Genomic DNA, 23,817 nt, shown 5'->3' on the forward strand with positions numbered 1-23,817 from the left:
TTCCGGAAATCGGAATAATAAGATTCTGAAGTAAATTCAGAATGACGATTTTAGCTCTTAGACAGCCTCTTGTGAAGTAATCCTGGTAAATGAATTTACCAGATATTAATTACCTGTTTAGAATAGTATTCAGCGTTTCACTTGGACGCATAGCATTACTGGTTTTTTCCTCAACTGGCTGATAGTATCCACCTATATCTACAGGAGAGCCTTGTGCCCCGTTGAGCTCTTCAATGATCTTGTTTTCATTGTCCTGGAGCTCTTTCGCTATAGAAGAGAAATGCTCTTTCATTTCAGTATCTTTAGACTGGCCGGAAAGAGCTTCTGCCCAATACAGTGCCAGGTAAAAATGGCTTCCGCGGTTATCCAGTTCATTCACTTTTCTTGATGGGGATTTATCATTTTCCAGGAATTTCTCTGTTGCAGTATCTAAAGCTTCAGATAAAATTACGGCTTTCTCATTGTTGTATTTACTTCCAATGTGCTCAAGGGAAACAGCCAGCGCTAAAAACTCACCAAGGGAATCCCATCTCAAATGCCCTTCTTCCACAAATTGCTGAACATGTTTAGGGGCAGAACCACCGGCTCCTGTTTCAAACAATCCACCTCCATTCATAAGAGGTACGATAGAAAGCATTTTTGCACTGGTACCTAATTCCAGAATAGGAAAGAGGTCGGTTAAATAATCACGCAATACATTTCCGGTGACAGAAATAGTGTTTTCTCCTTTTTTTACTCTTTCTAAGGTAAACTGAGTAGCCTCATCTGGAGTCATGATTCGTATGTCCAGTCCGGAAGTGTCATTTTTGGGTAGATATTTATTTACTTTTTCTATGATCTGTGCATCGTGAGCACGGTTTTTATCCAACCAGAAAATGGTTGGCCACTGGGTTGCTCTTGCACGGTTCACTGCAAGTTTTACCCAATCCTGGACAGGAGCATCTTTTGTCTGGCACATTCTCCAGATGTCTCCTTTTTCAACGCTGTGCTCCATTAAAACATTCCCTTTGGAATTTTTTACCTGTACAGTTCCGTCTTCAGGAATTTCGAAAGTTTTGTCATGAGATCCATACTCTTCGGCTTTTTGAGCCATGAGTCCAACGTTGGGTACAGTTCCCATTGTGGTTGGATCAAAAGCACCATTCTTTTTACAGAATTCAATGGTAGTCTGGTAAACTCCGGCATAACTGCTGTCGGGAATTACTGCTTTGGTATCCTGAGGTTTACCTTCAGCATTCCACATTTTTCCGGAAGTACGAATCATTGCCGGCATGGATGCATCTATGATCACATCACTTGGAACATGGAGATTTGTAATTCCTTTATCTGAATTTACCATGGCTACATCAGGTCCATCTTTCAGGTCGGCCTGAATATCTGTTTCTATAGCATTTCGTTTGTCCTCCGGAAGGGTATGGATGGCACTCAATACTGCGCCAAGGCCACTGTTTGGATCTGCCCCGGCAGATTTTAAATCTTGTGCATATTTGTCAAAAACATCTTTAAAGAAAACCTTTACAGCATGCCCAAAAATCACAGGATCTGAAACTTTCATCATGGTTGCTTTCATATGCAGAGAAAAAAGAACTCCCTTTTCTTTGGCATCTTTTACCTGTTCTTCAAGAAAAGCTACCAAAGCTTTTTTGCTCATGTAGGTGCCATCTATGATCTCACCTTTTAAAATATGAAGGTCTTTTTTTAATATTTCGGTATTTCCTGAAGCTGTTTTCAATTCAATTCTCACAGTATCTTCTTCCTGAAGAGTCACAGATTTTTCATTGGAATAAAAATCTCCATTGCCCATTGTTGCTACATGACTTTTGGAATCTGAACTCCATTTCCCCATGGAATGCGGATTCTTTTTAGCGTAATTTTTAACCGCTCTTGGTGCACGTCTATCAGAATTTCCTTCTCTCAAAACAGGATTTACAGCACTACCTTTTACTTTATCATATTTAGATTTGACCTCTTTTTCGCTGTCATTGGAAGGCTCGTCCGGATAGTTGGGCAGGTCATAGCCTTTTTCCTGTAGTTCTTTAATAGCAGCTTTAAGCTGTGGGATAGAGGCACTAATATTTGGTAACTTAATAATATTAGCTTCAGGCTTTTTTGCCAGTTCTCCAAGTTCTGCAAGAGCATCTGCAACTTTTTGAGAATCTGTTAATTTTTCGGGAAATTGGGAAAGGATCCTTCCAGCCAGGGAAATATCTTTGGTTTCCAGATCGACATTGGCGGGTTTGGTAAAGGCCTGTACTATGGGAAGAAAGGAAAAGGTGGCTAAAGCGGGAGCTTCATCCGTTTGAGTATAAATAATCTTAGATGTCTGTGTCATTATATTTTTGAATTTTTAGGTAATACACCGCAATTTACTATTTTAAAAGTTTTTTTCATAGGTAATTATCTCTAAATGGTATGAAAGCAGAGGGCATAAAAAAGCCATTTCACTATATAAGATAATGAAATGGCTTCTGTTGAAATAACACTTTATCGTTGAATTTTACATTCTTTAAATAAGATTTTTCATCATCTTATAACGTGTGTTATTTCATTTTGAAGAATTAAATCTCAGTACCCTGAAATTTGAATACTTCAAAAACGTTTTTATCGGATTAAACCATCCATGGTTTGCATGATGTTGTTTAAAAGGATAAAAACTATGCAAAGATCAAATGCTTTACAAAGAATTGAAAGGAAAACTCCTTGCGACGTTTTCTGCTTTCAAAATTCTTATATTAAATATACAATATTATATCTATGAATGCAAATAACTACAGGTCAGAAACTTATAAAAATATCATAAATTTATACTTTAAAATTTACTCATAAAAAAAGCCCTGTAATTTACAGGGCTTTTGATATTGTATTTTGAGGTGTTATTCTGTCACAGCGCGATATGCATTCACACGACCTTTTCCGAAGAACGTGCTTTTGCCACGACCATCTATCTGATCTGCTGTTTGTTCAATTTGTTTAGCAACTTCTCTTGGATCCATTTGTCCACCATTCTTACCAATAATCAAAGCTGCAACTCCTGAAACATGAGGTGCTGCCATACTTGTTCCAGACATCCAGCTCCATCCTGTTGGAGTACTACTCAAAATATAGTCAAAATGATGAACAGAACCATCTTCATTGAATGTATCAAAATCTCCTCCTGGTGCGGCTACATCTACCAGAGATCTTCCATGAGTGGTATAACTTGAAGGGATGTCATAGTTGGCATCAGGATTAAAATTCCATCCATCTGGTGCTGTTGCAGAAACAGTGATCACATTATTCAATCCTCCAGGAATCTTTACGTCAGATCTGTTACCGTCGTAATTCACTCCGTCATTTCCTGCCGATGCAACTACGGTTGTTCCTTTTCTAAAGGCATAATCTATAGCTCTTTGCTGCGCACGGATTACTTCCTGAATGTATACTGCAGGAATGTGATAAGGAATTCCATCTGCATCAATTAACCATCCGTTTTTGCTTAAGGTAGCTCCTAAACTCATGTTTACAACATCTGCACCGGTGTTAGCAGCGTAAATGATACCTTGATTTATTGCACTGAAAGGTCCGCTTCCGGTCACTCCAGAAAGTACCTTTACGGCAACTAATTCGGCGTTTGGAGCAACTCCTATCACTCCCATATTATTGTCGGCCGCGGCTACGGTACCGGCTACATGGGTTCCATGTGCAGAATAGCCCGGTGCTGCGTTCCATCCTTCACCTTCAATAAATGACATTGAAAGATCAACATTAAGGTTAGGTGCAATATCAGGATGGCTTGCGGAAACGCCAGAATCCAGAATATAAACAGTAGCGCCTTCACCAGTGTAACCTGCATTCCAGGCTTCCGGAGCATCAATGGCATCCATGCCCCACAGATATGAGAAATAAGTCTCATCATCTCCAATACTTGGGGGATTAGCCTCTGCAGTAATTTCTGAAGGAATCCATTTGATTTCATAATCAGGTACTACAGACTGGATTTCTCTGTTTTTCAAGGTGTTTTTTACAAAATCAGCATCTTTGGAGCTAACTACAGCGATTCCAATTTCAGGAATTGTGCGGATAATTTTTCCGGTGCTGGTTTTAAGATAGTCTTCAACACTTTTGGTAAGTTCATCACTTTTTGAGATCACCATATAATTTTTATAAGGTGCTTCCTGTAATTCAACGGCTGCAGTGTCAATTTCTTCAGCGGTTTCTTCTTTTTCACAGGATGTAAATACGACTCCGAAGGCGAAGACCGTCATTAATAATCTGGGTAACTTAAAATTTTTCTTCATAATTTAGAATGGATTAATTAATTGTTAATGAGGCCAATATAAACACAAATTTGCTATTGCTGAAATTTTTAACGTTTAAGGATATCATTTGCGTATTCGCTGGTGTCTCCTGGTTTAGATTATTTAATCCATAAAAAAAGAGCTCCATTTTTGGAGCTCTTTAAAATAAATTGAAGATGATGATTATCTTCTAGCTTCTTTGATTCTTGCCTTTTTACCGGTAAGTTCTCTAAAGTAGTAAATTCTTGCTCTACGTACTTTACCTCTTTTATTAACTTCAATTTTTTGAAGCGCAGGAAGGTTTAACGGGAATATACGCTCAACTCCTACAGTACCACTCATTTTTCTAATGGTAAATGTTTGTGAAGAACCGGTTCCTCTTTTTTGAATTACAACTCCGCGGAAAAACTGCGTACGGGTCTTGGCGCCCTCTGTAATTTCATAATAAACTGTGATAGTGTCTCCGGCAGAAAATTCCGGAAAATCTTTTTTTGTAACAAATTCGTCTTGTACAAATTTAACTAAGGATTCCATAAGTAATGGTTTAAAATAAAGTCCAAAACAACATTCACGGTTTTCGCCAGAGGTTGGTTCAGAAACGATTGCAAAATTATAAAATTAATTTTTAGTAGAAACTACTAAATCTAATTATTTTTTGTTTACTCTTCGAGCAGGTCCGGACGTAGCTTTTTAGTCCGTTCATAAGCCTGTTCCTCCCGCCATTCCTCAATTTTCGGGAAATTTCCCGAAGTTAATATCTCAGGTACTTTCCAGCCATTATATTCTGCCGGCCTGGTATAAATAGGGGGAGCCAGTAAATTGTCCTGAAAAGAATCGGTTAAAGCAGAAGTTTCGTTGCCCAAAACACCCGGCAATAATCGAATAACGGCATCACACAAAATAGCGGCACCCAGTTCGCCACCCGAGAGAACGTAATCCCCAACAGATATTTCCCTAGTTACAAAATATTCCCTTACCCGCTGGTCTACGCCTTTATAATGTCCGCAGAGAATAATGATATTTTCTTTCAGGGAAAGTTGATTGGCTATTCCTTGCTTTAAAGTCTCCCCGTCTGGCGTCATGTAAATTACTTCGTCGTAATCTCTTTCTGCTTTTAAGCCCGAGATACATTTGTCAATGGGTTCGATCATCATCACCATCCCCGCTCCGCCGCCAAACTGATAATCATCAATTTGCCGGTAATTATCGGTTACATAATCCCGAAGGTTATGTAGATGGATCTCTACAAGGCCTTTTTCAATCGCTCTTTTTAAAATTGAAGCTTCAAAAGGGCTTTTCAGAATATCTGGAACAACAGTAATGATATCTATTCGCATGATAAAATATTAGCTACGGGAATAATTATTTAATTCCGCAATGGGGTGCAAAAATAAGGTTTTGCAGTCGTTTCTCTCAGGAAATTCAGTAGCAAAATTAAGATCTTATTTTGCTACTTTCATATGCTTGTTACGCTCATCCTGAAGTTGTCTGCCCATTCGCTGCTCTTTTTCCAGAGCTTTTGCTCTAAAAATTTCAAATTCTTTTTCGGTTTCTATCAACTTTTTGCGTGATTCCTTCGTGCGGGCATTGCTACTTTTAAAGCGGGCAAGAAGAAGTACAACTGCCAGTACAAGAACCCCCACGATTCCCCACATAACGGTAGAGTAGGTGCTTTTACTTAAAGGCATTCCAAGGAAACTGATCGAATCTTTTTCGGCAGTTACCTCTATTAACTGATTTTGAACACTAGCTAAATCAGTTTTTAAATTTGTTATGGTGTCTTTCTGGGTTTGTAAGGAAACTTCGTAACCAGTGATCTCGTTTTTCAACTCACCAATATAATCTTCAGTTTTATCCTGTAACGTGGTCAATTCGTTGAAATCAACTACTTTATATCCTTTAAAATTATTGGAGTTTTCAATGAGCTCTGAAAATTCCCTGTCAATAGGATTATTTGCAGGGGTGGATTGTGAATGGCCTATAAATGTTACCAGTAATAACGAAAGTGTGGAAATAATATACCTTTTCATGGATCAAATTTTTGCATGGTTATTCCTTACACAACGAGCAGCACAACTTCTTATTCCAGGTGTCTTAATTAAAATGATAAATAATTGAAATGGAAAATGATCTAATTCCTATTTAAGCGCATTATTGAAATTAAAATGCATATCTACTTCGGTGTTGATAAATAAGAAACGGTCTATGGCGAATAATTCGGTAATCCCTGAACTACAATACGGGTCTTTTCTTGAACATAAGTCTTTGCTGTGATTTTAATTTTCCCGTTCATTTCCGGGGAAGAACTTTATGTAAAGAAGAGGCTGTCTAAAAAACCCGATTGATGTCAACCTGAACTGGTTTCAGGTTCTTATTGAAATAAGGACAATAAGATTCTGAATAAAATCAGAAGGACGTTTTAAAGTTTATAGACAGCCTTTTCACGATCAGGATTATTAAGCTATTAATAATAGGTATACCTTCTCACTTTGGCAATATATTTTGCAAGACGTATCACCTGATGGCTGTAACCATATTCATTGTCATACCAAACATAAAGAATGACCTTTTTGCCATCTTCAGTAACTATTGTTGCTTTACTGTCATAAATAGAAGGCTGGGCAGATCCTACAATATCACTTGACACCAGTTCATTATCCAGGGAATATTTTATTTGTTCTACCAGATTTCCTTCAAGGGCATATTTTTTCATGATGGCGTTTACCCCTTCTTTGGTAATTGGGTTTTCTACCTCAAGGTGAAGAATAGCAAGGGATCCATTAGGAACCGGCACCCTAATGGCGTTTGAAGTTAACTTTCCTTCAAAAACAGGAAGTGCCTTGGAAACTGCTTTTCCGGCACCAGTTTCGGTGATTACCATATTGAGTGCTGCGGCACGCCCCCGGCGGTATTTCTTGTGCATGTTATCTACGAGATTCTGGTCGTTGGTGTAGGCATGGATGGTTTCAAGGTGACCATGAACCACACCCAAAGAATCATCCATGGCTTTTAATACCGGAGTAATGGCGTTGGTAGTACAGGAGGCGGCAGAAAAGATATCTACTTCATCTGGACTGTATTCCAGGTGGTTTACCCCGTGAACAATGTTTGGAACTCCTTTTCCCGGGGCAGTCAATAACACCTTTGCAGCTCCTTTTGCCGACAAATGTCTTTTCAAGGCCTCTTCATCCCTGAATGCTCCGGTATTGTCAATAATTAATGCATCTTCAATGCCATATTGGGTATAGTCAATTTCTTCCGGATTATCTGCCGTGATCATATGGACGGTGGTTCCGTTGATCACAAGGCAATTCTTTTTGATGTTTACGGAAACTATTCCTGAAAAATCTCCGTGAACAGAATCATTTTTCAGCAATGAAGCGCGTTTTTCAAGAACAGTGGCGTCTATTTTTCCGCGGGTGACAATAGCTCTCAACCGTAACTGACTTCCTTTTCCTGTGCGGGCCATCAATTCCCTGGCCAGTAATCTCCCAATTCTTCCGAAGCCATAAAGAACCACATCTTTTGGGATTACTTCTTCAACTTTTCTGGCTTCTTTCAATTTTCCAGAAACAAAAGCGGTGGCATTGGAGGAGCTTTCATCTTCAAGATGATACTCATAGGTAAGTTTGCCAATATCCAACTTTGCCGCAGGAAAATCAAGCGTTTTGATTGCATGGGCAATCTCTACGGAATCAAAAATAGAAATAGGTTTTTGTACAAATTCACCTGCATATTCATGAAGGTTTAAGATGTCACTTACATTTCTATCTATTAATTGATTTCTGAAAAGAACCAGTTCAATGGATTTGTCATACCACAGGTCGCTCACAATTTTAATAAATTCGACGGCTGCACGTCGCCTGTCGGCCTGGAAAGCAAGTTCTTTCTCGTAAACTTCGTTTGTACTCATATTCGTTGGTTGTGGGTTTAAAATAAAATTTGCTGCAAAAGTATATATTTCAATCGTTTTCGTAAAAATAAAGTGTCATAAAAAAACCTGCCCTTTTACCGGCAGGTTATGATTAATTTTATTCCTGAATTATCTCCAGACGTACTTCTGTTTCTCTCCATTTGGGGCAACGAAGGTTACACTAATGGGCTCTGAACTGTCTTTATTGCTGATGATTCTTTTTACATCATCCACATTATTCACAGCCTGATTGTCTATTTCTGTTATAATGGTTCCTGTAAGTCTTTCAGATTCCATTTGTGGTGTAAGTCCGCGGGTGATTTTTACTCCGTTTTTTACTTTGTTCTTTTTAAGATCGCTTTCACTGGCATTGGTGACCTCGAGCCCTATTGCCTGGATAGGGAAAACTTCATATTCGGTTAACCGGACATTTAAGGCTTTTTCATTTCCGTTTCTAAGCACATTTACCTGTACAACATCTCCAGGCCTTTTAGAACTTATATATCCTATAAGATCTGAGAATTTTCTAATTTGAACATTATCAATTTTCCTGATAACATCACCAGATTTGATTCCACCTTCTTCAGCTCCGCTTCCAGACTCCACATCGCTAACATAAACACCTTCAGAAATACTTCGGTCAAGCTCTCGTGAGTCCGCTGCTTCTGTTCCACGTATTCCCAGGATTCCCTGTTGTACGTTTCCGAATTCCATAATATCTTCTACGATCTTTCGGGCATTATTGGAGGGCACAGCAAAGGCATAACCCACATAGCTTCCGGTTTGAGAGGTAATAGCTGTATTGATGCCTATAAGCTCCCCGTTAATATTCACAAGGGCACCACCACTATTTCCGGGATTTACGGCAGCATCTGTCTGAATAAAGGAAGAGACATTTTGATCCATTCCTAGATCTCTGGATTTAGCACTAATTATTCCGGCAGTTACAGTAGAGGTAAGGTTAAAAGGGTTTCCAACGGCCAGCACCCATTCCCCGATCCTTGCATCATTGGAATCTCCGAAAGGTAAATAACTAAGGTCTTCGGCATCAATTTTTATTAATGCGATATCCGATTTTGGATCCGTTCCAATAACTTCAGCTTCGTAATTCTGATTATTATTAAGGGTTACCTGCAATTTATTGGCTTTCTGGATAACGTGGTTGTTAGTCACTATATAGCCATCGGGAGAAATAATCACTCCAGATCCAGCTCCGCGTAAGGCAAGATCTCCCTGAGTTCTTTGAAAAGGGCTTCTGGTTACGGCAAGATTCTTAACGTGAACTACCGAGTGTACGGTTTTGTTTGCAGCTTCTGTGAAATCTACATTTGTCCCACTTACTCTGTTGGAGTAGTTCGCTGGAATATATTCCGGAAGACTGGCTTTTTCTTGTGAAAAAAAATCCTTTTCTTCAAAAAACATCTTGTAACTACCCAAAGTAAGCACACCGGCCAAAATAGAAACAAATACTAAGCTTATTAAATTTTTCATATTTTTAAAGTTGTATTACTAATAGGTTAAACATTTATTTTATTTAAATTTTATGTGATTTCCTGTTTTTACGGTCATTTATCACCGGGGGGTTCTATGCTTATTTATATCTTTGCAGCTGTTAAAATAAATTCATGGCGCTTTCTTTTTATAAATATCAGGGTACTGGAAACGATTTTGTGATGATCGATAACCGTCAGCAAGTAATATCCAAAAACAATACCAAATTGATAAAGCACCTTTGTGACCGAAAATTTGGCATTGGCGCAGATGGATTGATCCTGCTCGAACAACCAGATAATCCCAATGAAGATTTTAAGATGGTGTATTTCAATGCGGATGGGAATGAAAGCAGCATGTGCGGGAACGGTGGAAGATGTATCGTGGCCTTTGCGGGTTTTCTGGGAATTATCGGGAAAAAAGCAGCATTTTCGGCTATAGATGGGTTTCATGAAGCCAGCATTGAAGATGGTAGGGTAAGCCTGAAAATGGCAGAGGTGAAGAAGGTGGAAGAGAATTATTCTTATCTGTTTTTGAATACAGGTTCTCCTCACCACGTCATTTTTTCCGAAGGAATTGAGAGTCTTGATATTAAAAAAGAAGGGGCGGCAATACGTTATTCAGAATTGTATAATAAGACAGGCGGTACCAACGTGAATTTTGTTGAGATAGAAGCTGAAAATGTTCTGAAAGTAAGAACTTACGAGCGGGGCGTGGAAGATGAAACATTATCCTGTGGAACGGGAGTGACAGCGGTGGCAATTGCGGCCTATGTTACCGGAAAGGTTTCTTCGGCACCAGTACAGCTAAAAACACCAGGAGGCAAATTGCAGGTGTCTTTTGAAAAACATGGGGAAAACTTCCGGAATATATGGTTAACAGGACCGGCTAAGCAGGTATTTAAAGGTTTTGTGGAATGCTAACACTTTACGGTCAAAATATTTTCCTAAGAGCCCTGGAGCCTGAGGATTTCGAAATGATCTTTTCGGTTGAGAATAACGAAGAATTCTGGGAGATAAGTACCAACAGTACACCGTATTCCAGGTATATCATTAAGCAGTATATTGAAAATTCCCATAAGGATATCTATGAAGTGAAGCAGTTACGACTGGTGATCTGTACAAATGATAAAACCCCGGTAGGTTTGATTGACCTGTTTAATTTTGAACCAAAACACAGAAGGGTAGCGGTGGGAATCGTGATCGATAATAAAGAGAACAGGGGGAGTGGATATGGCGGTGAGGCTTTGAAATTGCTGTGTAATTTCTGTTTTGCACACCTGGGCTTACATCAAATTTATGCCAATATTGGCATAGATAATGTTCCAAGTCAGCAGCTGTTTGAAAAAGCAGGTTTTAAAAAATCGGGTCATAAAAAAGACTGGAATTACGTTAACGGAAAGTTCAAAGATGAACTTACATACCAATTAATACATAATGTACATTAAAAAAATATTGCTGGCTATTGCCATTTTGGGACTGGTAGGCCTGGGAATTTTTTCATACAATATCTACCAGATGATTTTTTCTCCAAACACAGCTTTTGAAGAGGAAACGGTGGAAGTTTTCGTACCTACCAATGCTACTTATACCCAAGTAAGGAATAATTTGGAACCTTTTCTGGAAGACATCAATGACTTTGATGTAGTTGCCGAAAAGAAAGGATATATCAATAACCTGAAAGCAGGAAGATATATTTTACGCAAAGGGATGAACAACAATGAGATCATCAATGTGCTTAGAAGTGATAACCGCCCTGTTTCTGTAAGTTTTAATAATCAGGAAAGGTTGGAGAACCTGGCAGGAAGGATATCCAGGCAAATAGAAGCGGATAGTGTAGAGCTTTTGCAGGTAATGAAAGATTCAACTTTTCTGGCGCAAAATGAATTTACCCAAAGAAATGCTTTAGGCATGTATATTCCCAATAAATATGAATTTTTCTGGAATACTTCTGCGGAAGAATTTAGGAGCAGGATGCTGCGGGAGAACAAAAGGTTTTGGAATGAACGCAGGCTTTCAAAGGCTGAAGAAATAGGGCTGACTCCTGCTGAAGTAATGGTGGTGGCTTCCATTGTTCAAAAGGAAACCGCTAAAGTAGATGAACGACCTCGTGTTGCCGGTGTATATATGAACAGGATCAAAAACGGATGGAAACTGGACGCAGATCCTACGGTTATATACGCATTGAAAGACCGGGAACAGAATTTCGATACTATTATCAAACGGGTGCTGTATAAAGATCTCACCTTAGATTCTCCCTACAATACTTATAAATACCGTGAACTTCCACCGGGCCCTATCTGGATGCCCGATATTTCTTCTATTGATGCGGTGCTTAATTATGAGGATCACGATTTTTTCTTTTTTGTAGCCGACGTTGAAAATTTCGGTTACCACAAGTTTGCAAAAACCCTAGCTCAGCATAATGCCAATAAAAGGGCCTATGTACGATGGATAAACGAACAGGGCATCAATAGGTAGTGTATCTGATTGATTATCAGGTATAAAATATTTTATTTTTCATTTTAATTTTCTTTTTGGCACGTTCTGTGCTTAATGGAGGGAAATCATACTTCAACGAGTTGATTTTCACCAAAATAAAATGTTTAACAGGCTGATAATGAGATTTATAAAAAATGTCTTACATTTGCCAGCTGAATTCAGGAAACCTCCAGTAGTTTTCCCGAAAACAAAACAAAACAGAATGAAAAAGAAAATTGTAAAATTTTCCGTGTTGCCTTTAATTGCAGCGTCCATGTTTTATAGCTTCTCAACGAAAGAGGCTTTAGGGACAGAAGAATTTGAAGGCACTGCATTTTTAACTTCTAGCCTTGACGAATTTAACTACACCGTCACCGAACATACAGATCTTGCGATGTTGGAAACAAAAGTCAAAGCATATCCCGAATTAGGAAAATCTTATCTTGCTTTCAAGGAAGCGGTAGGGTTTAAAGAATCGGGTGGTAATTACAAAGTGGTGAATGAGTTCGGGTACCTGGGGAAATATCAGTTTGGCCGCGGGACTTTAGAAGTCATTGGGATTAGGGATACCAACCTTTTTCTAAATGAGCCACACTTGCAGGAAGCTGCATTTTATGCTAATACTGCCCGTAATAAATGGATCCTGAGAAGGGATATCGAAAGATTTTCCGGAAAAACCATTAATGGAGTGGAGATCACAGAATCGGGAATTCTAGCAGCCGCGCATTTAGCCGGTCCAGGGAATGTGAAAAAATATCTTCGAAGCTGGGGTGCATCAGATTTTAATGATGGCTTCGGAACTTCTATAAAAACGTACTTTAAGAAATTTGCAGGATACGATACTTCTTATGTAGAAGCAGAAAGGCTTCCGCAGGTTAATATTCCTTCTGAAGTATAAAGATTGTGGGCCTTTTATGAAGGTCCACTTTTGTTTTAGCCCATTCAGAAACAGGCTTTGTAACGATATATTCCGAATCTAAGGTGATATCACAGGCGATACATACGCGTGTTCCCGGGTGGAGTTGCTGAATAAGGTCTTCCAGCATTTTATTATTACGGTACGGAGTTTCTATGAATACCTGCGCCTGATCCTTTTCCAGTGAAAGTCTCTCCAGGTTTTTAATTTCAGATTTTCTCTCCGCTTTATCGATAGGAAGGTATCCGTTAAAGGCAAAATTTTGTCCATTCATTCCGGAAGCCATCATTGCAAGCAGAATAGAGGAGGGGCCTACTAATGGAATAACTTTGATTCCTTCTCTATGGGCAATCTTCACAACTTCAGCTCCGGGATCTGCTACTCCGGGACAACCAGCTTCGCTTAATAATCCCATGTCAAATCCATTCTTGCAGGCTTCCAGGAAAGCAGGAATCTCAGAAGGATCGGTATGCTTGTTGAGCAGCTTGAATTTTAAAGTAGGTTGAGATTTTTCAGGAACCAGGTTTTTTATTGCCCGGCGGGCTGTCTTTTCATTTTCCACAATGTAATGATCCAGTTTTTCGATCATCTGTTTCACAGAAACCGGAAGAACTTCCAGGGGTGCATTATCTCCAAGAGTTGTTGGTAAAAGATATAGTTTTCCCTGATGTGAAAATTGGTTTTCCAAAATAGAACAGCTTATAATTTTTTAGCGATTACTTCGCAGGCTTCATCCAGCATCTTGTAGACATTGTTGAAACCTTCATTTCCGCCATGGTATGGATCGGGTACTTCTACATTTTCTTCCGGAAAGATCTCATTCAGGATGAGTTTCACTTTCTTTTTATCTTCTTCATTACGTGCCAGGGAGATTACATCCTGATAATTGGACATATCCATTACATAGATATAATCAAATTCATCAAAATCTGAAACTGAAAACTGTCTTCCTTTCTGGCTGGTGATATCTAATTTGTTCTGCTGGGCTACTGTCACAGAACGTTCATCTGGCGAATGCCCAACATGGTAATTGCTAGTTCCGGCAGAATCAATATAAACTTTATCGGGATCAACTTTAGATTTAAGTATGCCTTCGGCCAAGGGTGACCTGCAGATATTTCCAAGACACACCATCAAAACTTTGGTTTTCATACTTAAATTTTAAAGAGTAAGCTTTTTGTTTATGTCTTCAACGAATTTATTGAACTGCTTGTCTGTAGAAGCTAAATTATCTACAGTTTTGCAGGCGTGGAGAACGGTGGCGTGGTCCCTTTTTCCAATTTGTGACCCAATACTGGCTAGAGAGGCTTTGGTGAACTTTTTAGCAAAGAACATCGCTAGTTGCCTTGCCTGGACAATATGCCTTTTTCGGGTTTTGGACTGTAGGGTTTCCACATCCATCTGGAAATAATCACTAACGACTTTCTGAATATAATCTATTGAAACTTCACGCTTGGTGTTCTTGACATAATTGTCAACTATCTTTTTCGCAAGATCGAGCGTAATATCTTTTTTATTGAAAGAAGAATGGGCGATCAATGAAATGATGGCACCTTCCAGTTCCCTGATGTTTGTTTTGATATTGTTTGCGAGGAATTCCATGATCTCATCGGGCATATCAACCCCGTCACGGTATAATTTATTCTGAATTATAGAAACGCGGGTTTCAAAATCTGGATGTTGCAATTCGGCCGAAAGTCCCCATTTAAATCGGGATAAAAGCCTTTGTTCAATATCCTGCATATCAACGGGAGCCTTGTCACTGGTAAGGATCACCTGTTTTCCGTTTTGATGCAGATGGTTGAAAATGTGGAAAAATACATCTTGAGTTCCGGCTTTTCCCGAAAGCAACTGGATGTCATCCACTATGAGCACATCAATGATCTGGTAGAAATGAATAAAATCATTTCTGTTATTCTTTTTAACCGATTCTATATACTGCTGCGTAAACTTTTCCGCAGAAATATACAGCACTGTTTTTTCAGGATATTTGTCTTTAATCTCAATTCCAATGGAATGTGCCAAATGGGTTTTTCCTAGTCCCACTCCGCCAAAAATAAGCAACGGATTAAAAGAAGTACCTCCAGGTTTATTGGCTACTGCCAAACCAGCCGAACGTGCCAGCCTGTTGGAATCACCTTCCAGGAAATTCTCAAAACTATAATTCGGATTTAACTGAGATTCGATTTTAACATTTCGAATCCCCGGAATAATAAAAGGATTTTTAAGCTCCGGATTTCGGTTTTTCACAGGTACATCAACTTCTTGTGAAGCAACATTGGAGCGCTGCGTGCTAGGTATTTTTTCGGTGAAGGGTTGCTTGTTTCCGTATGTGTTTTCCATTCGTATAACATACACCAATTTTGCCTGATCTCCTAACGTCCGATTTAACGAAACTTTAAGAAGTTTAACATAATGCTCTTCAAGCCATTCGTAAAAGAATTTGGAAGGTACCTGAATGCTCAAAGCCTTATCGGTTAACTTTACTGCCTGAATTGGTTCAAACCAGGTTTTGTACGCCTGGGGAGTAATATTATCTTTGATAAAAGCTAGACAGCTATTCCAAACTGATTGCGCAGTTTCTGACATTCCTGATTCTAAATTTATAAATTGTTTGTTAGTAGTAACTTCCATAAGAGAAGAGAAAAGATTTCTTTTCCCGGATTTAGAGCAACAAATATGTGAACAAATTATCTGAAAAAAAAACGTTCTCGCTATTGAATTTTAACAAAATTTTTACCATACTTGGTTGCAGTGATGAAAGTACGAAACCCATTTAAATAATACCATTAAAATTTCATGAAAAGCTACACAACCTATGTTAAAGTTCGTTATGCCGAAACCGATCAAATGGGGGTGGTGTATCACGGGAACTACGCGCAGTACCTTGAGTTGGCACGTATTGAATGGTTGGGAGACCTTGGAATTTCGTACAAAGAAATGGAAGAAAACGGCATTATGTTACCGGTTTATGAATTAAACCTGAAATATCTTAAATCTGCCAAATTTGATGATGTTTTGAGGATAGAAACCAGGCTCTCAGGGCGACCAAATGTTAAAATAGAATTTGATTACCAGATCTTCAATCAAGATGATGAATTATTAACAGAAGCACATACTGTTTTAGTTTTTATGGATGTGGAACGGAAGAGACCAGTTAAGTGCCCTGAGTATGTTTTGGAGAAACTAAATCTTTGACCACCCCGCCTTTCAGGCATCCCTCCTTTTCAAGGAAGGGAACAAATGAATGTATTTTAATTTCCCTCCTCGGCGAGGAGGGGTGTCCGCAGGACGGGGTGGTCACTTCTCCACCTCCTTAATCCCCACCTTATAAATATGTTCAAACTTTTCAAAAATAGCTTCAGCTTCTCTTTTTCTTACCGAAATATAAATTTTGCAATTCAGCTCCAGCTTTTGATCCAGTACATTCAGATTGTTTTCCTTGATGACCCGCATTACTGTTCCCATTTCGGGATAATCAAAGGAGATGACGAATTTCACATCAATGGTTTTTTTGACGATTTTTGAAGCTTCCAGGGCCATTTGTGCACCTGTTTTGTAGGCGTTGATTAATCCACCGACACCAAGTTTGACTCCGCCGAAATACCGTACCACTACAATAAGAACATCCGTAACATCAAAAGACTGGATTTGTCCGTAAATGGGCATTCCGGCGGAATTGGAGGGTTCGCCATCGTCGTTGGCCCGGTAATGGTAATTTTCCTCTTCCTTGCCAATTTGCCAGGCATAGCACCAGTGCCGTGCAGAATGATGTTTTTTCTTCAGGTCTTCCAGGTGTTCTTTCGCCTCTTCTTCCGAAGTAATTGGGAAGGCATAGCCAAAGAATTTGCTGTTCTTGTCCTTAAAAAGAACTTCTTTCGAAGGGTTGGTGATCGTCCTGTACGTATCTTTAAGTTCTTCCATAGTTAAGCAAAAGCTATTAAAATGATGCTGATGACGGCTAAAGTAATCCCAATCCAGTTCTTCGGAATAATCTTTTCCCCAAATAATAAAATTCCGAGGAAGGTGGAAAGCATTACGATGGCTACATTGTTAATAGGAAAAATTGTGGAGCTGTCATATCCTCCCGATCGCAGTGCCATCACCAGGAAATAGATGGAGAAAAAGTTAGGGATTCCCAATGCAATACCACCCAGAATATTTCTGAAAGTGATTTTTAAAGTTCCTCTTGCCGCCTGAATTATTAAGATGGAAATCCCTATGCATCCCGCAATAGCAAAAATAGTAGCAGAGAAAAGCGCAACATCAACTTCCGCGACATAGGTTGTTTCAAGATATTTTATGGTGGCGTCAATAATTCCGCTTCCAAAGAACACGAGCAAGGGATAGATCAGGTTTTTCTTTTTGATGGCAATTCCGTCCGATTTTTTGATCGAAGTGAGGTAAACGGCGATCATGGCAAGAACAATCCCTGTGATCTTCAGAATTCCAGTGCTTTCTGAATAGAGAAAAATTCCGAATAAAACTGGAATTGCAACCGACATTTTAGTAGCCACGGAAACAACTGAAAGTCCGCTGCGCTGCGTTGTAACCGCCGCCAGGTAAAAGACCGCAATAAACAGGCAGCCAAGAACCAGCGTGCCCGGAAACCATAATTCCCCGGGAATCCTTTGCAGATTCAGAGGCTGATCATCAATTGCCAATCCGACAGAAAAAGCGATGAAATAATTGACGATTATCGCCTGCAATGTGTTTACGCCGTATTTGTTGTAAAGCTTAAAAATGACAAAAATGACACTGGACGATAAGATACTTAGCAGTAGAAATATCAAAACAGCTCCTTTTTGATCTCAAATAATTGCGTCACATCCTCTTTTACGGGATCAATATTCCAGGTTTTAATTCCCAATTCTGCAGCGGCATCTGTATTTTCCTTGGTATCGTCTATAAACAAGGTTTCTTCCGGTTTTAGGTCATGTTTTTTAAGCACATATTCATAAATGGAAGGTTCCGGTTTTCGCATATTGATCTCCTGGGAAAGATAAAACTCATCAAAGCAATTCGTGAAATCCTCAAAAAATTCCACATTTTCTTTCACCCAATCAATATGAATATGATTTGTATTGCTTAAAAGGATAAGCTTATACTTCTTCTCTTCAGAAAGTTTCCGAATAAAATTAAGTCGGCTTTTTGGGAAATCGACTAAAATTGAGTTCCAGGACTTTTTAAAACCTTCTATAGTCAAATGCGGATAGGATTGGATGTAAGCATTCAAAAATTCATCTGAAGTCAGCAGCCCTTTTTCGTACTCCATATTTTGTTTCAGGTCTTCTTCAGAAAAGCTTCTTATTTCCAGCTTTTCAAGTTCCCGGAGGGTTGCAGCTTTATCAAGGTTGATGAAAACATCTCCAAAATCAAATATTATAGTTTTAATCATTCCTGTATATCTTTAAAGTATCTGAAGCTATCTTTTTTTCTGAAATTAAATTCCCTGAAAATTCCGGTGCTTTCACCCCTTTTTTAAACTGAATATCTCCTGAAAATATTCTTGCTTCATCCCATAACCCCTGATCAATAAACGTCTGAAGCGTTTGCGTTCCGCCTTCAATAATAACTGAATGTAAATCGTATGCATGCAATAAACTGCAGACCAAGGTACCCAGGTTTTGGCTGAAATCTACTGATTCGAAAAGAAGGTTTTTATGCGGAATTATTTTTTGTTGATCTTCTTTCTCCTGAAGCACTTTTTCTCCACAAATAACAATCGTTTTGATGCTTTTGTTGAAGAGTGCGGAATCTTCAGGAATCCGTAGATATTGATCGATCACCACACGCACCGGACTCTTTCCTGTCCAGGTTCGGGTATTTAATTTTGGGTTATCTGCCACGGCAGTGTTGGTGCCTACCATGATGGCCTGCTCTTCAGAACGCCATTTGTGAACCAGCTGGGAGGAATATTTATTCGTGATCCACACCGGTTTTCGGTCCTCAGAATTTTCGATCACAGGAGCAATGAATCCGTCTTCAGATTGTGCCCATTTCAGGATGATATAAGGTCGTTTTTTAAGGTGGAACGTGAAGAATCTTTTATTTAATTCCTGACATTCCTTTTCCAGGATTCCTACCAAAACTTCACAACCGGCTTCCAGTAATTTGTTGATCCCGCGGCCCGAAACTTCCGAAAAAGGATCTACCGTTCCAATCACCACTTTTTTGATCCCTTTTGCAATGATCAAATCACTGCAAGGAGGAGTTTTTCCAAAATGGCTGCAGGGTTCCAGACTTACATATATGGTGGAGGCCTTTAAGAGGCTTTGATCTTTGACCGAATTGATGGCATTAACCTCTGCGTGAGCTTCGCCAGATTTCCGGTGCCAGCCCTCACCAATAATTTTATCTTTATGAACGATCACGCTGCCTACCATCGGGTTTGGATAGGTGCGTCCGAAGCCGTTTTCGGCCAGTTGGATGCAGCGTTTTATATATTTTTCGTGTATCTTCACGACCGCTAAAATACTACATAATTAAGAGAATGAATAGTGTGATAATCCGGGAAATTCAACCAAAAGACAATCAAAAGGTTAAAAAAGTGGTGCAGGCTGTGCTGGTAGAAATGGGAGTGCCAAAAGTAGGGACTGCTTATGAAGATGAATCTTTGAATGATATGCATGCGGAATACGATCAGCCGCGAATGGCCTACTTCGTAGTGGAAGAGGATGAAAAAATTATTGGCTGCGCCGGGATTGCGCCTTTAAAAAATGGAGATCCTGAAGTAAGCGAACTTCAGAAAATGTATTTTTTACCTGAAGCCCGCGGTCGTGGAATTGGAAGTCAGATGATGGATCATTGCCTTAATTATGCGAAAGAACAGGGCTTTAAACAATGCTACCTGGAAACTCTGCCGTATATGCAAAATGCCATCAAACTCTACAACCGCACCGGATTTAAAAATCTGGAAAAACCAATGGGAGACACGGGACATTATAATTGTTCGGTGTGGATGATTAAAAGTATTGAGTAGTTAGTTCTTAGAATTGAGGTGGTTCTTCCTCTATTCGATTTACAAAGTAAAGCATCCAACCTGTAAGGTCTTTTTTCGGCCTTGTAGGGGTACTCTTTATAATGAAAGAGACCTTCAAGGTTGTGAAAATCTTGAAAGACCGGCTGAAGAGAAACTTTGAGCCCTTTGCGGGAATCTTTGCGTCCTTTGGCGTGAAAAAAAGGGGCAACAATGGACAAAAAACTAGAAATTCCTTAATGAAACTACTACGGTTTAAAGAAAAGTTTACGGATATCCTGAAACAGGGATACCCTCTCCAGGAGGTGAATTCTTTTTTTAACCTTTTGACCGAGGAAATTCTTGGAATGTCCCGACTTCATGTCGCATTGGATCCTGAGAAAGAGATTTCTGAATCTGAACAGCAAAAGTTGGAAGATGCCCTTCAACGTCTGCAAGAGCACGAACCGATTCAGTATATCCTGGGGGAAACAGAATTTTTCGGACTAACTTTTAAAGTTGACAAAAACGTCCTGATTCCCCGCCCCGAGACCGAGGAGCTGGTGGAATGGATCCTTTCTGATGTGAAAAATTTACAACAGAAGGAAATCCGTATTCTGGATATTGGTACGGGTAGTGGATGTATCGCTATATCTCTCGGTAAGAATCTCCCGAGCGCCAAAGTCACTGCGATTGATATTTCTGAAGGTGCTTTAGAAATGGCAAAACGGAATGCTGATTTTAATAATGTGAATGTGGAATTCATTCAGCAGGATATTTTAGAAGCCGAAGCTTTAGACTCCAATTATGATATCATTGTGTCGAATCCGCCGTATGTGCGGGAGTTGGAAAAGAAGGAAATGCAGGCCAATGTGCTGAATAATGAACCGGCAGGAGCTTTGTATGTAAAAGATGAAGATCCGTTAGCGTTTTACAGGAAGATCACTGAGCTGGCAACGAAAAACATCAAAAAAGGGGGTTCTTTATATTTCGAGATTAATCAATATCTGGGAGAGGAAACAAAGGCACTTTTAACGAACAATTATTTCACTGCAAGCCTTAAAAAAGATATCTTCGGGAATGATCGTATGTTAAAAGGAGAGATTAAGAAATAATGGCACGATGAAAATTGAACAGCTGCAGGTTTTTACCAACAATCTTCAGAAGCAACAGGATTTTTATGAAAAAGTTCTTCAGCTTCCTTTGAAAAATGTTTCTGAAACATCTTTTCAGGTGCAGACAGGTTTTTCGGTTTTGGAGTTGCAGCAGAAAGAATCGGCTACCCCATACCATATTGCATTTCATATTCCGGCGCTTCAGGAGGAGAAGGCACTGCAGTGGCTGAAAAAGCGGGTCTCCATCCTTAAAGACGGGGAAGTGAAAATTGTAGATTTTCCTGCATGGAAAGCAAAATCCATTTATTTTTATGATGCCGATAAAAACATTTTGGAATTAATTTCCCGAAAAGATTTTTTTCCTCCGGAATCGGAGCAATTTTCAGAAGGAAGTATTGTGGGGATTAGTGAAATAGGACTTGCTACAAGTGATGTGAAATTTTCATTTGATTTTTTAAATCAGCATTTTTCACTGGAAAAATTTACCGGGGATTTTGAGCATTTTTGTGCAACCGGCGACGATGAGGGACTTTTCATAGTAATAAATAAAGAACAAAAAGATTGGTTTCCGTCTAATGATAAAGCATTTGCATCGGAATTTAAGATTGGCTTTTCCACAGCTTCAGGAAAAGCGGAATTAGCATATAAAAACGAGAGATTACAACTTTTATGAATATCGAAGAGAAAATAAACCGGTTACGGGAAGAACTGCATCATCATAACTATCAATATTACGTGCTGGATAAGCCGGAAATTCCGGACTACGACTTCGATATTAAACTGAAAGAACTGCAGGAGCTGGAAGAAAAGCATCCTGAATTTGCAGATCCAAATTCTCCGACGCTTCGTGTTGGAGGAGCTGTTACGAAGAATTTTGCAACTGTGGTTCACGAGTTCAGGATGTATTCTCTCGATAATTCCTATTCAAAAGAAGATCTGGAGGACTGGGAAAAGCGGATCAAAAAAATGGTAGACGGCGAGGTAAATTATACCTGCGAATTAAAATTTGACGGTGCTTCCATCAGTCTCACCTATGAAAATGGTGTTTTTAGTAAAGCAGTCACCCGCGGCGACGGATTCCAGGGGGATGACGTTACAAATAATGTGCGGACGATCAATTCGGTGCCGTTAAAACTAAAAGGAGATGATTATCCCGATAAATTCGAAATTCGTGGAGAGATTGTGCTGCCGTATGAAGGTTTCGCGCATCTCAATGCAGCCCGCGTGGAAGCAGGGGAAGAACCTTATGCGAATCCGCGGAATACGGCTTCGGGAAGTTTGAAGCTCCAGGATAGTGCCGAGGTAGCAAAGAGGCCGTTGGATTGCCTGCTCTATAATATTACCGGAAATAATCTGGGAATAAAAACCCAATACGAAAGCCTTCAGAAGGCAAGGCAATGGGGTTTTAAGGTCCCTGATGAAGCCAAGCTGGCGAAGAATATTAATGAAGTACTGAGTTTCGTGAATTACTGGGATGTTCACCGGCACGATTTACCGTACGAGACAGATGGAGTGGTGGTAAAAGTGAACGATCTTCACCAACAGGAAGAACTTGGATACACTGCCAAAGCGCCACGGTGGGCGATGGCATATAAATTCAAGGCAGAACAGGTTTCTACCACACTGGACAGAATAACCTACCAGGTGGGGCGGACAGGAGCGATCACTCCGGTGGCTAATCTGGAGCCGGTGCAACTGGGAGGAACAATTGTAAAACGAGCTTCCCTGCACAATGCAGATCAGATAGAAAAACTGGATGTTCGGGAAGGAGATACTGTTTTTGTGGAAAAAGGCGGGGAGATTATTCCGAAGATCGTGGGAGTGGATTTTACCAAACGGGATCCGAAATCCAGACCTACGCAATATGCCACACATTGTCCTGAATGTGAAACCGAACTGGTTCGGAATGAAGGTGAGGCTCAACATTACTGCCCAAATGCAACGGGTTGTCCCCCGCAGATCATTGGCCGGATTCAGCATTACATTTCCCGAAAAGCAATGGATATTGAAGGTCTGGGAGGGGAAACTATAACACTTTTCGTCAACAACGGACTCATCGGAAATTACGCAGATCTTTACGAGCTAAAAAAAGAACAAATCCTTCCTCTGGAAAGAATGGCTGAGAAATCTGCTGAAAATATTATCCTCGGAATTGAAAAATCAAAGGAAATTCCTTTTGAACGGGTGCTTTTTGCATTGGGGATACGGTATGTGGGAGAAACTGTGGCCAAGAAACTCGCAAAGCATTTCAAGAACATAGAAGCCATTGAAAATGCATCAAAAGAAGAACTGGAAGCGGTAGACGAAATTGGCGAACGAATTGCCGAAAGTGTGGTGGATTTCTTTGCCGTTGAAGAAAACAAGATGACGGTAGATCACCTGAAAGAATATGGGGTTCAGTTGGAGATCTCCGCAGAGAAATTAGCGAATCAAACGAACAAACTGGAAGGGCAGACGTTTGTGGTTTCAGGGGTATTCAATATGTCCAGAAATGAACTTAAGAAGTTGATAGAGGACAACGGCGGGAAAGTTTCCGGTTCCATTTCATCCAAAACCAGCTATGTAGTTGCCGGTGAAAATATGGGGCCCAGCAAACTTGCCAAAGCAGAAAGCCTGGGAGTCCCGATTATTAGCGAAGATGACTTTTTAAAGATGGTGGATTAGATA

The 23,817-nt window shown here is 39.7% G+C and carries 23 protein-coding genes; 9 read left to right on the forward strand and 14 right to left on the reverse strand.

All coding sequences use genetic code 11. From position 1 onward, the window contains the following. Positions 1-109: 109 nt before the first annotated feature. The 7 genes from IE056_RS07715 to IE056_RS07745 all read right to left on the reverse strand — a co-directional run bounded on the left by IE056_RS07715 (position 110) and on the right by IE056_RS07745 (position 9,681). Positions 110-2,332 (reverse strand): NADP-dependent isocitrate dehydrogenase, encoded by a 2,223-nt coding sequence (locus IE056_RS07715; RefSeq protein ID WP_189604126.1) that lies wholly within the window; start codon positions 2,330-2,332, stop codon positions 110-112. Between the two features lie 541 nt (positions 2,333-2,873). After that, positions 2,874-4,277, reverse strand: a complete 1,404-nt coding sequence (locus tag IE056_RS07720) for a S8 family peptidase (protein WP_189604127.1) — start codon at positions 4,275-4,277, stop codon at positions 2,874-2,876. 183 nt (positions 4,278-4,460) lie between these two features. Next, positions 4,461-4,811: a 50S ribosomal protein L19 gene (gene rplS / locus IE056_RS07725; RefSeq protein WP_189604128.1), complete on the reverse strand. Its 351-nt coding sequence runs from the start codon at positions 4,809-4,811 to the stop codon at positions 4,461-4,463. Positions 4,812-4,936: 125 nt separating this feature from the next. After that, complete coding sequence (gene trmD / locus IE056_RS07730) at positions 4,937-5,614, reverse strand: tRNA (guanosine(37)-N1)-methyltransferase TrmD (RefSeq protein WP_189604129.1); 678 nt, start codon at positions 5,612-5,614, stop codon at positions 4,937-4,939. A gap of 105 nt (positions 5,615-5,719) precedes the next feature. Beyond that, positions 5,720-6,307 carry a hypothetical protein gene (locus tag IE056_RS07735; protein WP_189604130.1) on the reverse strand — a complete coding sequence of 196 codons (588 nt, stop codon included), beginning with the start codon at positions 6,305-6,307 and terminating at the stop codon, positions 5,720-5,722. Positions 6,308-6,741: 434 nt separating this feature from the next. Then, positions 6,742-8,190 carry a glyceraldehyde-3-phosphate dehydrogenase gene (locus tag IE056_RS07740; RefSeq protein WP_189604131.1) on the reverse strand — a complete coding sequence of 483 codons (1,449 nt, stop codon included), beginning with the start codon at positions 8,188-8,190 and terminating at the stop codon, positions 6,742-6,744. 129 nt (positions 8,191-8,319) lie between these two features. Next, positions 8,320-9,681, reverse strand: coding sequence for a S1C family serine protease (locus IE056_RS07745; protein WP_189604132.1), 1,362 nt, complete (start codon positions 9,679-9,681; stop codon positions 8,320-8,322). A 134-nt stretch (positions 9,682-9,815) separates the two neighbouring features. On the opposite strand from IE056_RS07745, the gene dapF reads away from it, so the two are divergent. The 4 genes from dapF to IE056_RS07765 all read left to right on the forward strand — a co-directional run bounded on the left by dapF (position 9,816) and on the right by IE056_RS07765 (position 13,059). Beyond that, complete coding sequence (gene dapF / locus IE056_RS07750; RefSeq protein WP_189604133.1) at positions 9,816-10,604, forward strand: diaminopimelate epimerase; 789 nt, start codon at positions 9,816-9,818, stop codon at positions 10,602-10,604. After that, complete coding sequence (locus IE056_RS07755) at positions 10,598-11,128, forward strand: GNAT family N-acetyltransferase (protein ID WP_189604134.1); 531 nt, start codon at positions 10,598-10,600, stop codon at positions 11,126-11,128. Before dapF ends, IE056_RS07755 begins: the two co-directional genes overlap by 7 nt. Next, positions 11,118-12,161: an endolytic transglycosylase MltG gene (gene mltG / locus IE056_RS07760; RefSeq protein WP_189604135.1), complete on the forward strand. Its 1,044-nt coding sequence runs from the start codon at positions 11,118-11,120 to the stop codon at positions 12,159-12,161. The genes IE056_RS07755 and mltG overlap by 11 nt, the downstream gene beginning before the upstream one ends. A 223-nt stretch (positions 12,162-12,384) precedes the next feature. Then, on the forward strand, positions 12,385-13,059 hold the full coding sequence (locus IE056_RS07765) for a peptidoglycan-binding protein LysM (protein WP_189604136.1): 675 nt from the start codon (positions 12,385-12,387) through the stop codon (positions 13,057-13,059). On the opposite strand, the gene IE056_RS07770 is transcribed toward IE056_RS07765, so the two are convergent. From IE056_RS07770 to dnaA, 3 genes are read right to left on the reverse strand one after another with little or no spacing between them, the layout of a single operon-like run. Then, positions 13,037-13,768 carry an SAM-dependent methyltransferase gene (locus tag IE056_RS07770; protein WP_373297300.1) on the reverse strand — a complete coding sequence of 244 codons (732 nt, stop codon included), beginning with the start codon at positions 13,766-13,768 and terminating at the stop codon, positions 13,037-13,039. The genes IE056_RS07765 and IE056_RS07770 overlap by 23 nt on opposite strands. 8 nt (positions 13,769-13,776) lie before the next feature. Further along, complete coding sequence (locus IE056_RS07775; RefSeq protein ID WP_189604138.1) at positions 13,777-14,229, reverse strand: low molecular weight protein-tyrosine-phosphatase; 453 nt, start codon at positions 14,227-14,229, stop codon at positions 13,777-13,779. A 9-nt stretch (positions 14,230-14,238) separates the two neighbouring features. After that, positions 14,239-15,666 carry a chromosomal replication initiator protein DnaA gene (gene dnaA, locus IE056_RS07780; RefSeq protein ID WP_189604139.1) on the reverse strand — a complete coding sequence of 476 codons (1,428 nt, stop codon included), beginning with the start codon at positions 15,664-15,666 and terminating at the stop codon, positions 14,239-14,241. A 210-nt stretch (positions 15,667-15,876) separates the two neighbouring features. Here dnaA and IE056_RS07785 point away from each other — a divergent pair, with 210 nt between their 5' ends. Further along, a complete protein-coding gene (locus IE056_RS07785) occupies positions 15,877-16,275 on the forward strand; it encodes an acyl-CoA thioesterase (RefSeq protein ID WP_189604140.1) in 399 nt (132 codons plus the stop codon). Between the two features lie 102 nt (positions 16,276-16,377). Here the strand turns inward: IE056_RS07785 and IE056_RS07790 are convergent, their stop codons facing one another. Genes IE056_RS07790 through ribD form a run of 4 tightly spaced genes read right to left on the reverse strand, consistent with a single transcriptional unit; the run spans position 16,378 to position 19,541 of the window. After that, positions 16,378-17,001 (reverse strand): IMPACT family protein, encoded by a 624-nt coding sequence (locus tag IE056_RS07790; protein WP_189604141.1) that lies wholly within the window; start codon positions 16,999-17,001, stop codon positions 16,378-16,380. Positions 17,002-17,003: 2 nt separating this feature from the next. Continuing rightward, positions 17,004-17,870, reverse strand: coding sequence for a DMT family transporter (locus IE056_RS07795; protein ID WP_189604142.1), 867 nt, complete (start codon positions 17,868-17,870; stop codon positions 17,004-17,006). Then, on the reverse strand, positions 17,867-18,475 hold the full coding sequence (locus tag IE056_RS07800; RefSeq protein WP_189604143.1) for an HAD family hydrolase: 609 nt from the start codon (positions 18,473-18,475) through the stop codon (positions 17,867-17,869). The genes IE056_RS07795 and IE056_RS07800 overlap by 4 nt, the downstream gene beginning before the upstream one ends. Beyond that, positions 18,468-19,541, reverse strand: coding sequence for a bifunctional diaminohydroxyphosphoribosylaminopyrimidine deaminase/5-amino-6-(5-phosphoribosylamino)uracil reductase RibD (gene ribD / locus IE056_RS07805; protein ID WP_189604144.1), 1,074 nt, complete (start codon positions 19,539-19,541; stop codon positions 18,468-18,470). The genes IE056_RS07800 and ribD overlap by 8 nt, the downstream gene beginning before the upstream one ends. 29 nt (positions 19,542-19,570) lie before the next feature. Between ribD and IE056_RS07810 the strand changes: the two genes are divergently transcribed. The 4 genes from IE056_RS07810 (at position 19,571) to ligA (ending at position 23,814) form a co-directional block, all read left to right on the forward strand. Then, complete coding sequence (locus tag IE056_RS07810) at positions 19,571-20,059, forward strand: GNAT family N-acetyltransferase (protein ID WP_189604145.1); 489 nt, start codon at positions 19,571-19,573, stop codon at positions 20,057-20,059. Between the two features lie 236 nt (positions 20,060-20,295). Next, on the forward strand, positions 20,296-21,150 hold the full coding sequence (gene prmC, locus IE056_RS07815; protein ID WP_189604146.1) for a peptide chain release factor N(5)-glutamine methyltransferase: 855 nt from the start codon (positions 20,296-20,298) through the stop codon (positions 21,148-21,150). 7 nt (positions 21,151-21,157) lie between these two features. Continuing rightward, the gene (locus tag IE056_RS07820) at positions 21,158-21,823 is read left to right on the forward strand and encodes a VOC family protein (protein WP_189604147.1); all 666 of its coding nucleotides are present in this window, start codon (positions 21,158-21,160) and stop codon (positions 21,821-21,823) included. After that, positions 21,820-23,814, forward strand: a complete 1,995-nt coding sequence (gene ligA / locus IE056_RS07825; protein WP_189604148.1) for an NAD-dependent DNA ligase LigA — start codon at positions 21,820-21,822, stop codon at positions 23,812-23,814. Before IE056_RS07820 ends, ligA begins: the two co-directional genes overlap by 4 nt. Positions 23,815-23,817 lie beyond the last annotated feature (3 nt).

Source organism: Salinimicrobium marinum, assembly GCF_014651535.1.
GTDB lineage: Bacteria > Bacteroidota > Bacteroidia > Flavobacteriales > Flavobacteriaceae > Salinimicrobium > Salinimicrobium marinum.

Excerpts from the sequence above, each read along its gene's own strand:
- IE056_RS07790 (WP_189604141.1), bottom strand. The coding sequence starts at position 17,001 with ATGGAAGAACTTAAAGATACGTACAGGACGATCACCAACCCTTCGAAA.
- ligA (WP_189604148.1), top strand. The coding sequence starts at position 21,820 with ATGAATATCGAAGAGAAAATAAACCGGTTACGGGAAGAACTGCATCAT.
- IE056_RS07775 (WP_189604138.1), bottom strand. The coding sequence starts at position 14,229 with ATGAAAACCAAAGTTTTGATGGTGTGTCTTGGAAATATCTGCAGGTCA.
- dapF (WP_189604133.1), top strand. The coding sequence starts at position 9,816 with ATGGCGCTTTCTTTTTATAAATATCAGGGTACTGGAAACGATTTTGTG.
- IE056_RS07755 (WP_189604134.1), top strand. The coding sequence starts at position 10,598 with ATGCTAACACTTTACGGTCAAAATATTTTCCTAAGAGCCCTGGAGCCT.
- IE056_RS07720 (WP_189604127.1), bottom strand. The coding sequence starts at position 4,277 with ATGAAGAAAAATTTTAAGTTACCCAGATTATTAATGACGGTCTTCGCC.
- IE056_RS07800 (WP_189604143.1), bottom strand. The coding sequence starts at position 18,475 with ATGATTAAAACTATAATATTTGATTTTGGAGATGTTTTCATCAACCTT.
- IE056_RS07735 (WP_189604130.1), bottom strand. The coding sequence starts at position 6,307 with ATGAAAAGGTATATTATTTCCACACTTTCGTTATTACTGGTAACATTT.
- rplS (WP_189604128.1), bottom strand. The coding sequence starts at position 4,811 with ATGGAATCCTTAGTTAAATTTGTACAAGACGAATTTGTTACAAAAAAA.
- IE056_RS07740 (WP_189604131.1), bottom strand. The coding sequence starts at position 8,190 with ATGAGTACAAACGAAGTTTACGAGAAAGAACTTGCTTTCCAGGCCGAC.
- IE056_RS07785 (WP_189604140.1), top strand. The coding sequence starts at position 15,877 with ATGAAAAGCTACACAACCTATGTTAAAGTTCGTTATGCCGAAACCGAT.
- prmC (WP_189604146.1), top strand. The coding sequence starts at position 20,296 with ATGAAACTACTACGGTTTAAAGAAAAGTTTACGGATATCCTGAAACAG.
- trmD (WP_189604129.1), bottom strand. The coding sequence starts at position 5,614 with ATGCGAATAGATATCATTACTGTTGTTCCAGATATTCTGAAAAGCCCT.
- IE056_RS07820 (WP_189604147.1), top strand. The coding sequence starts at position 21,158 with ATGAAAATTGAACAGCTGCAGGTTTTTACCAACAATCTTCAGAAGCAA.
- dnaA (WP_189604139.1), bottom strand. The coding sequence starts at position 15,666 with ATGTCAGAAACTGCGCAATCAGTTTGGAATAGCTGTCTAGCTTTTATC.
- IE056_RS07715 (WP_189604126.1), bottom strand. The coding sequence starts at position 2,332 with ATGACACAGACATCTAAGATTATTTATACTCAAACGGATGAAGCTCCC.
- IE056_RS07745 (WP_189604132.1), bottom strand. The coding sequence starts at position 9,681 with ATGAAAAATTTAATAAGCTTAGTATTTGTTTCTATTTTGGCCGGTGTG.
- IE056_RS07765 (WP_189604136.1), top strand. The coding sequence starts at position 12,385 with ATGAAAAAGAAAATTGTAAAATTTTCCGTGTTGCCTTTAATTGCAGCG.
- IE056_RS07810 (WP_189604145.1), top strand. The coding sequence starts at position 19,571 with ATGAATAGTGTGATAATCCGGGAAATTCAACCAAAAGACAATCAAAAG.
- mltG (WP_189604135.1), top strand. The coding sequence starts at position 11,118 with ATGTACATTAAAAAAATATTGCTGGCTATTGCCATTTTGGGACTGGTA.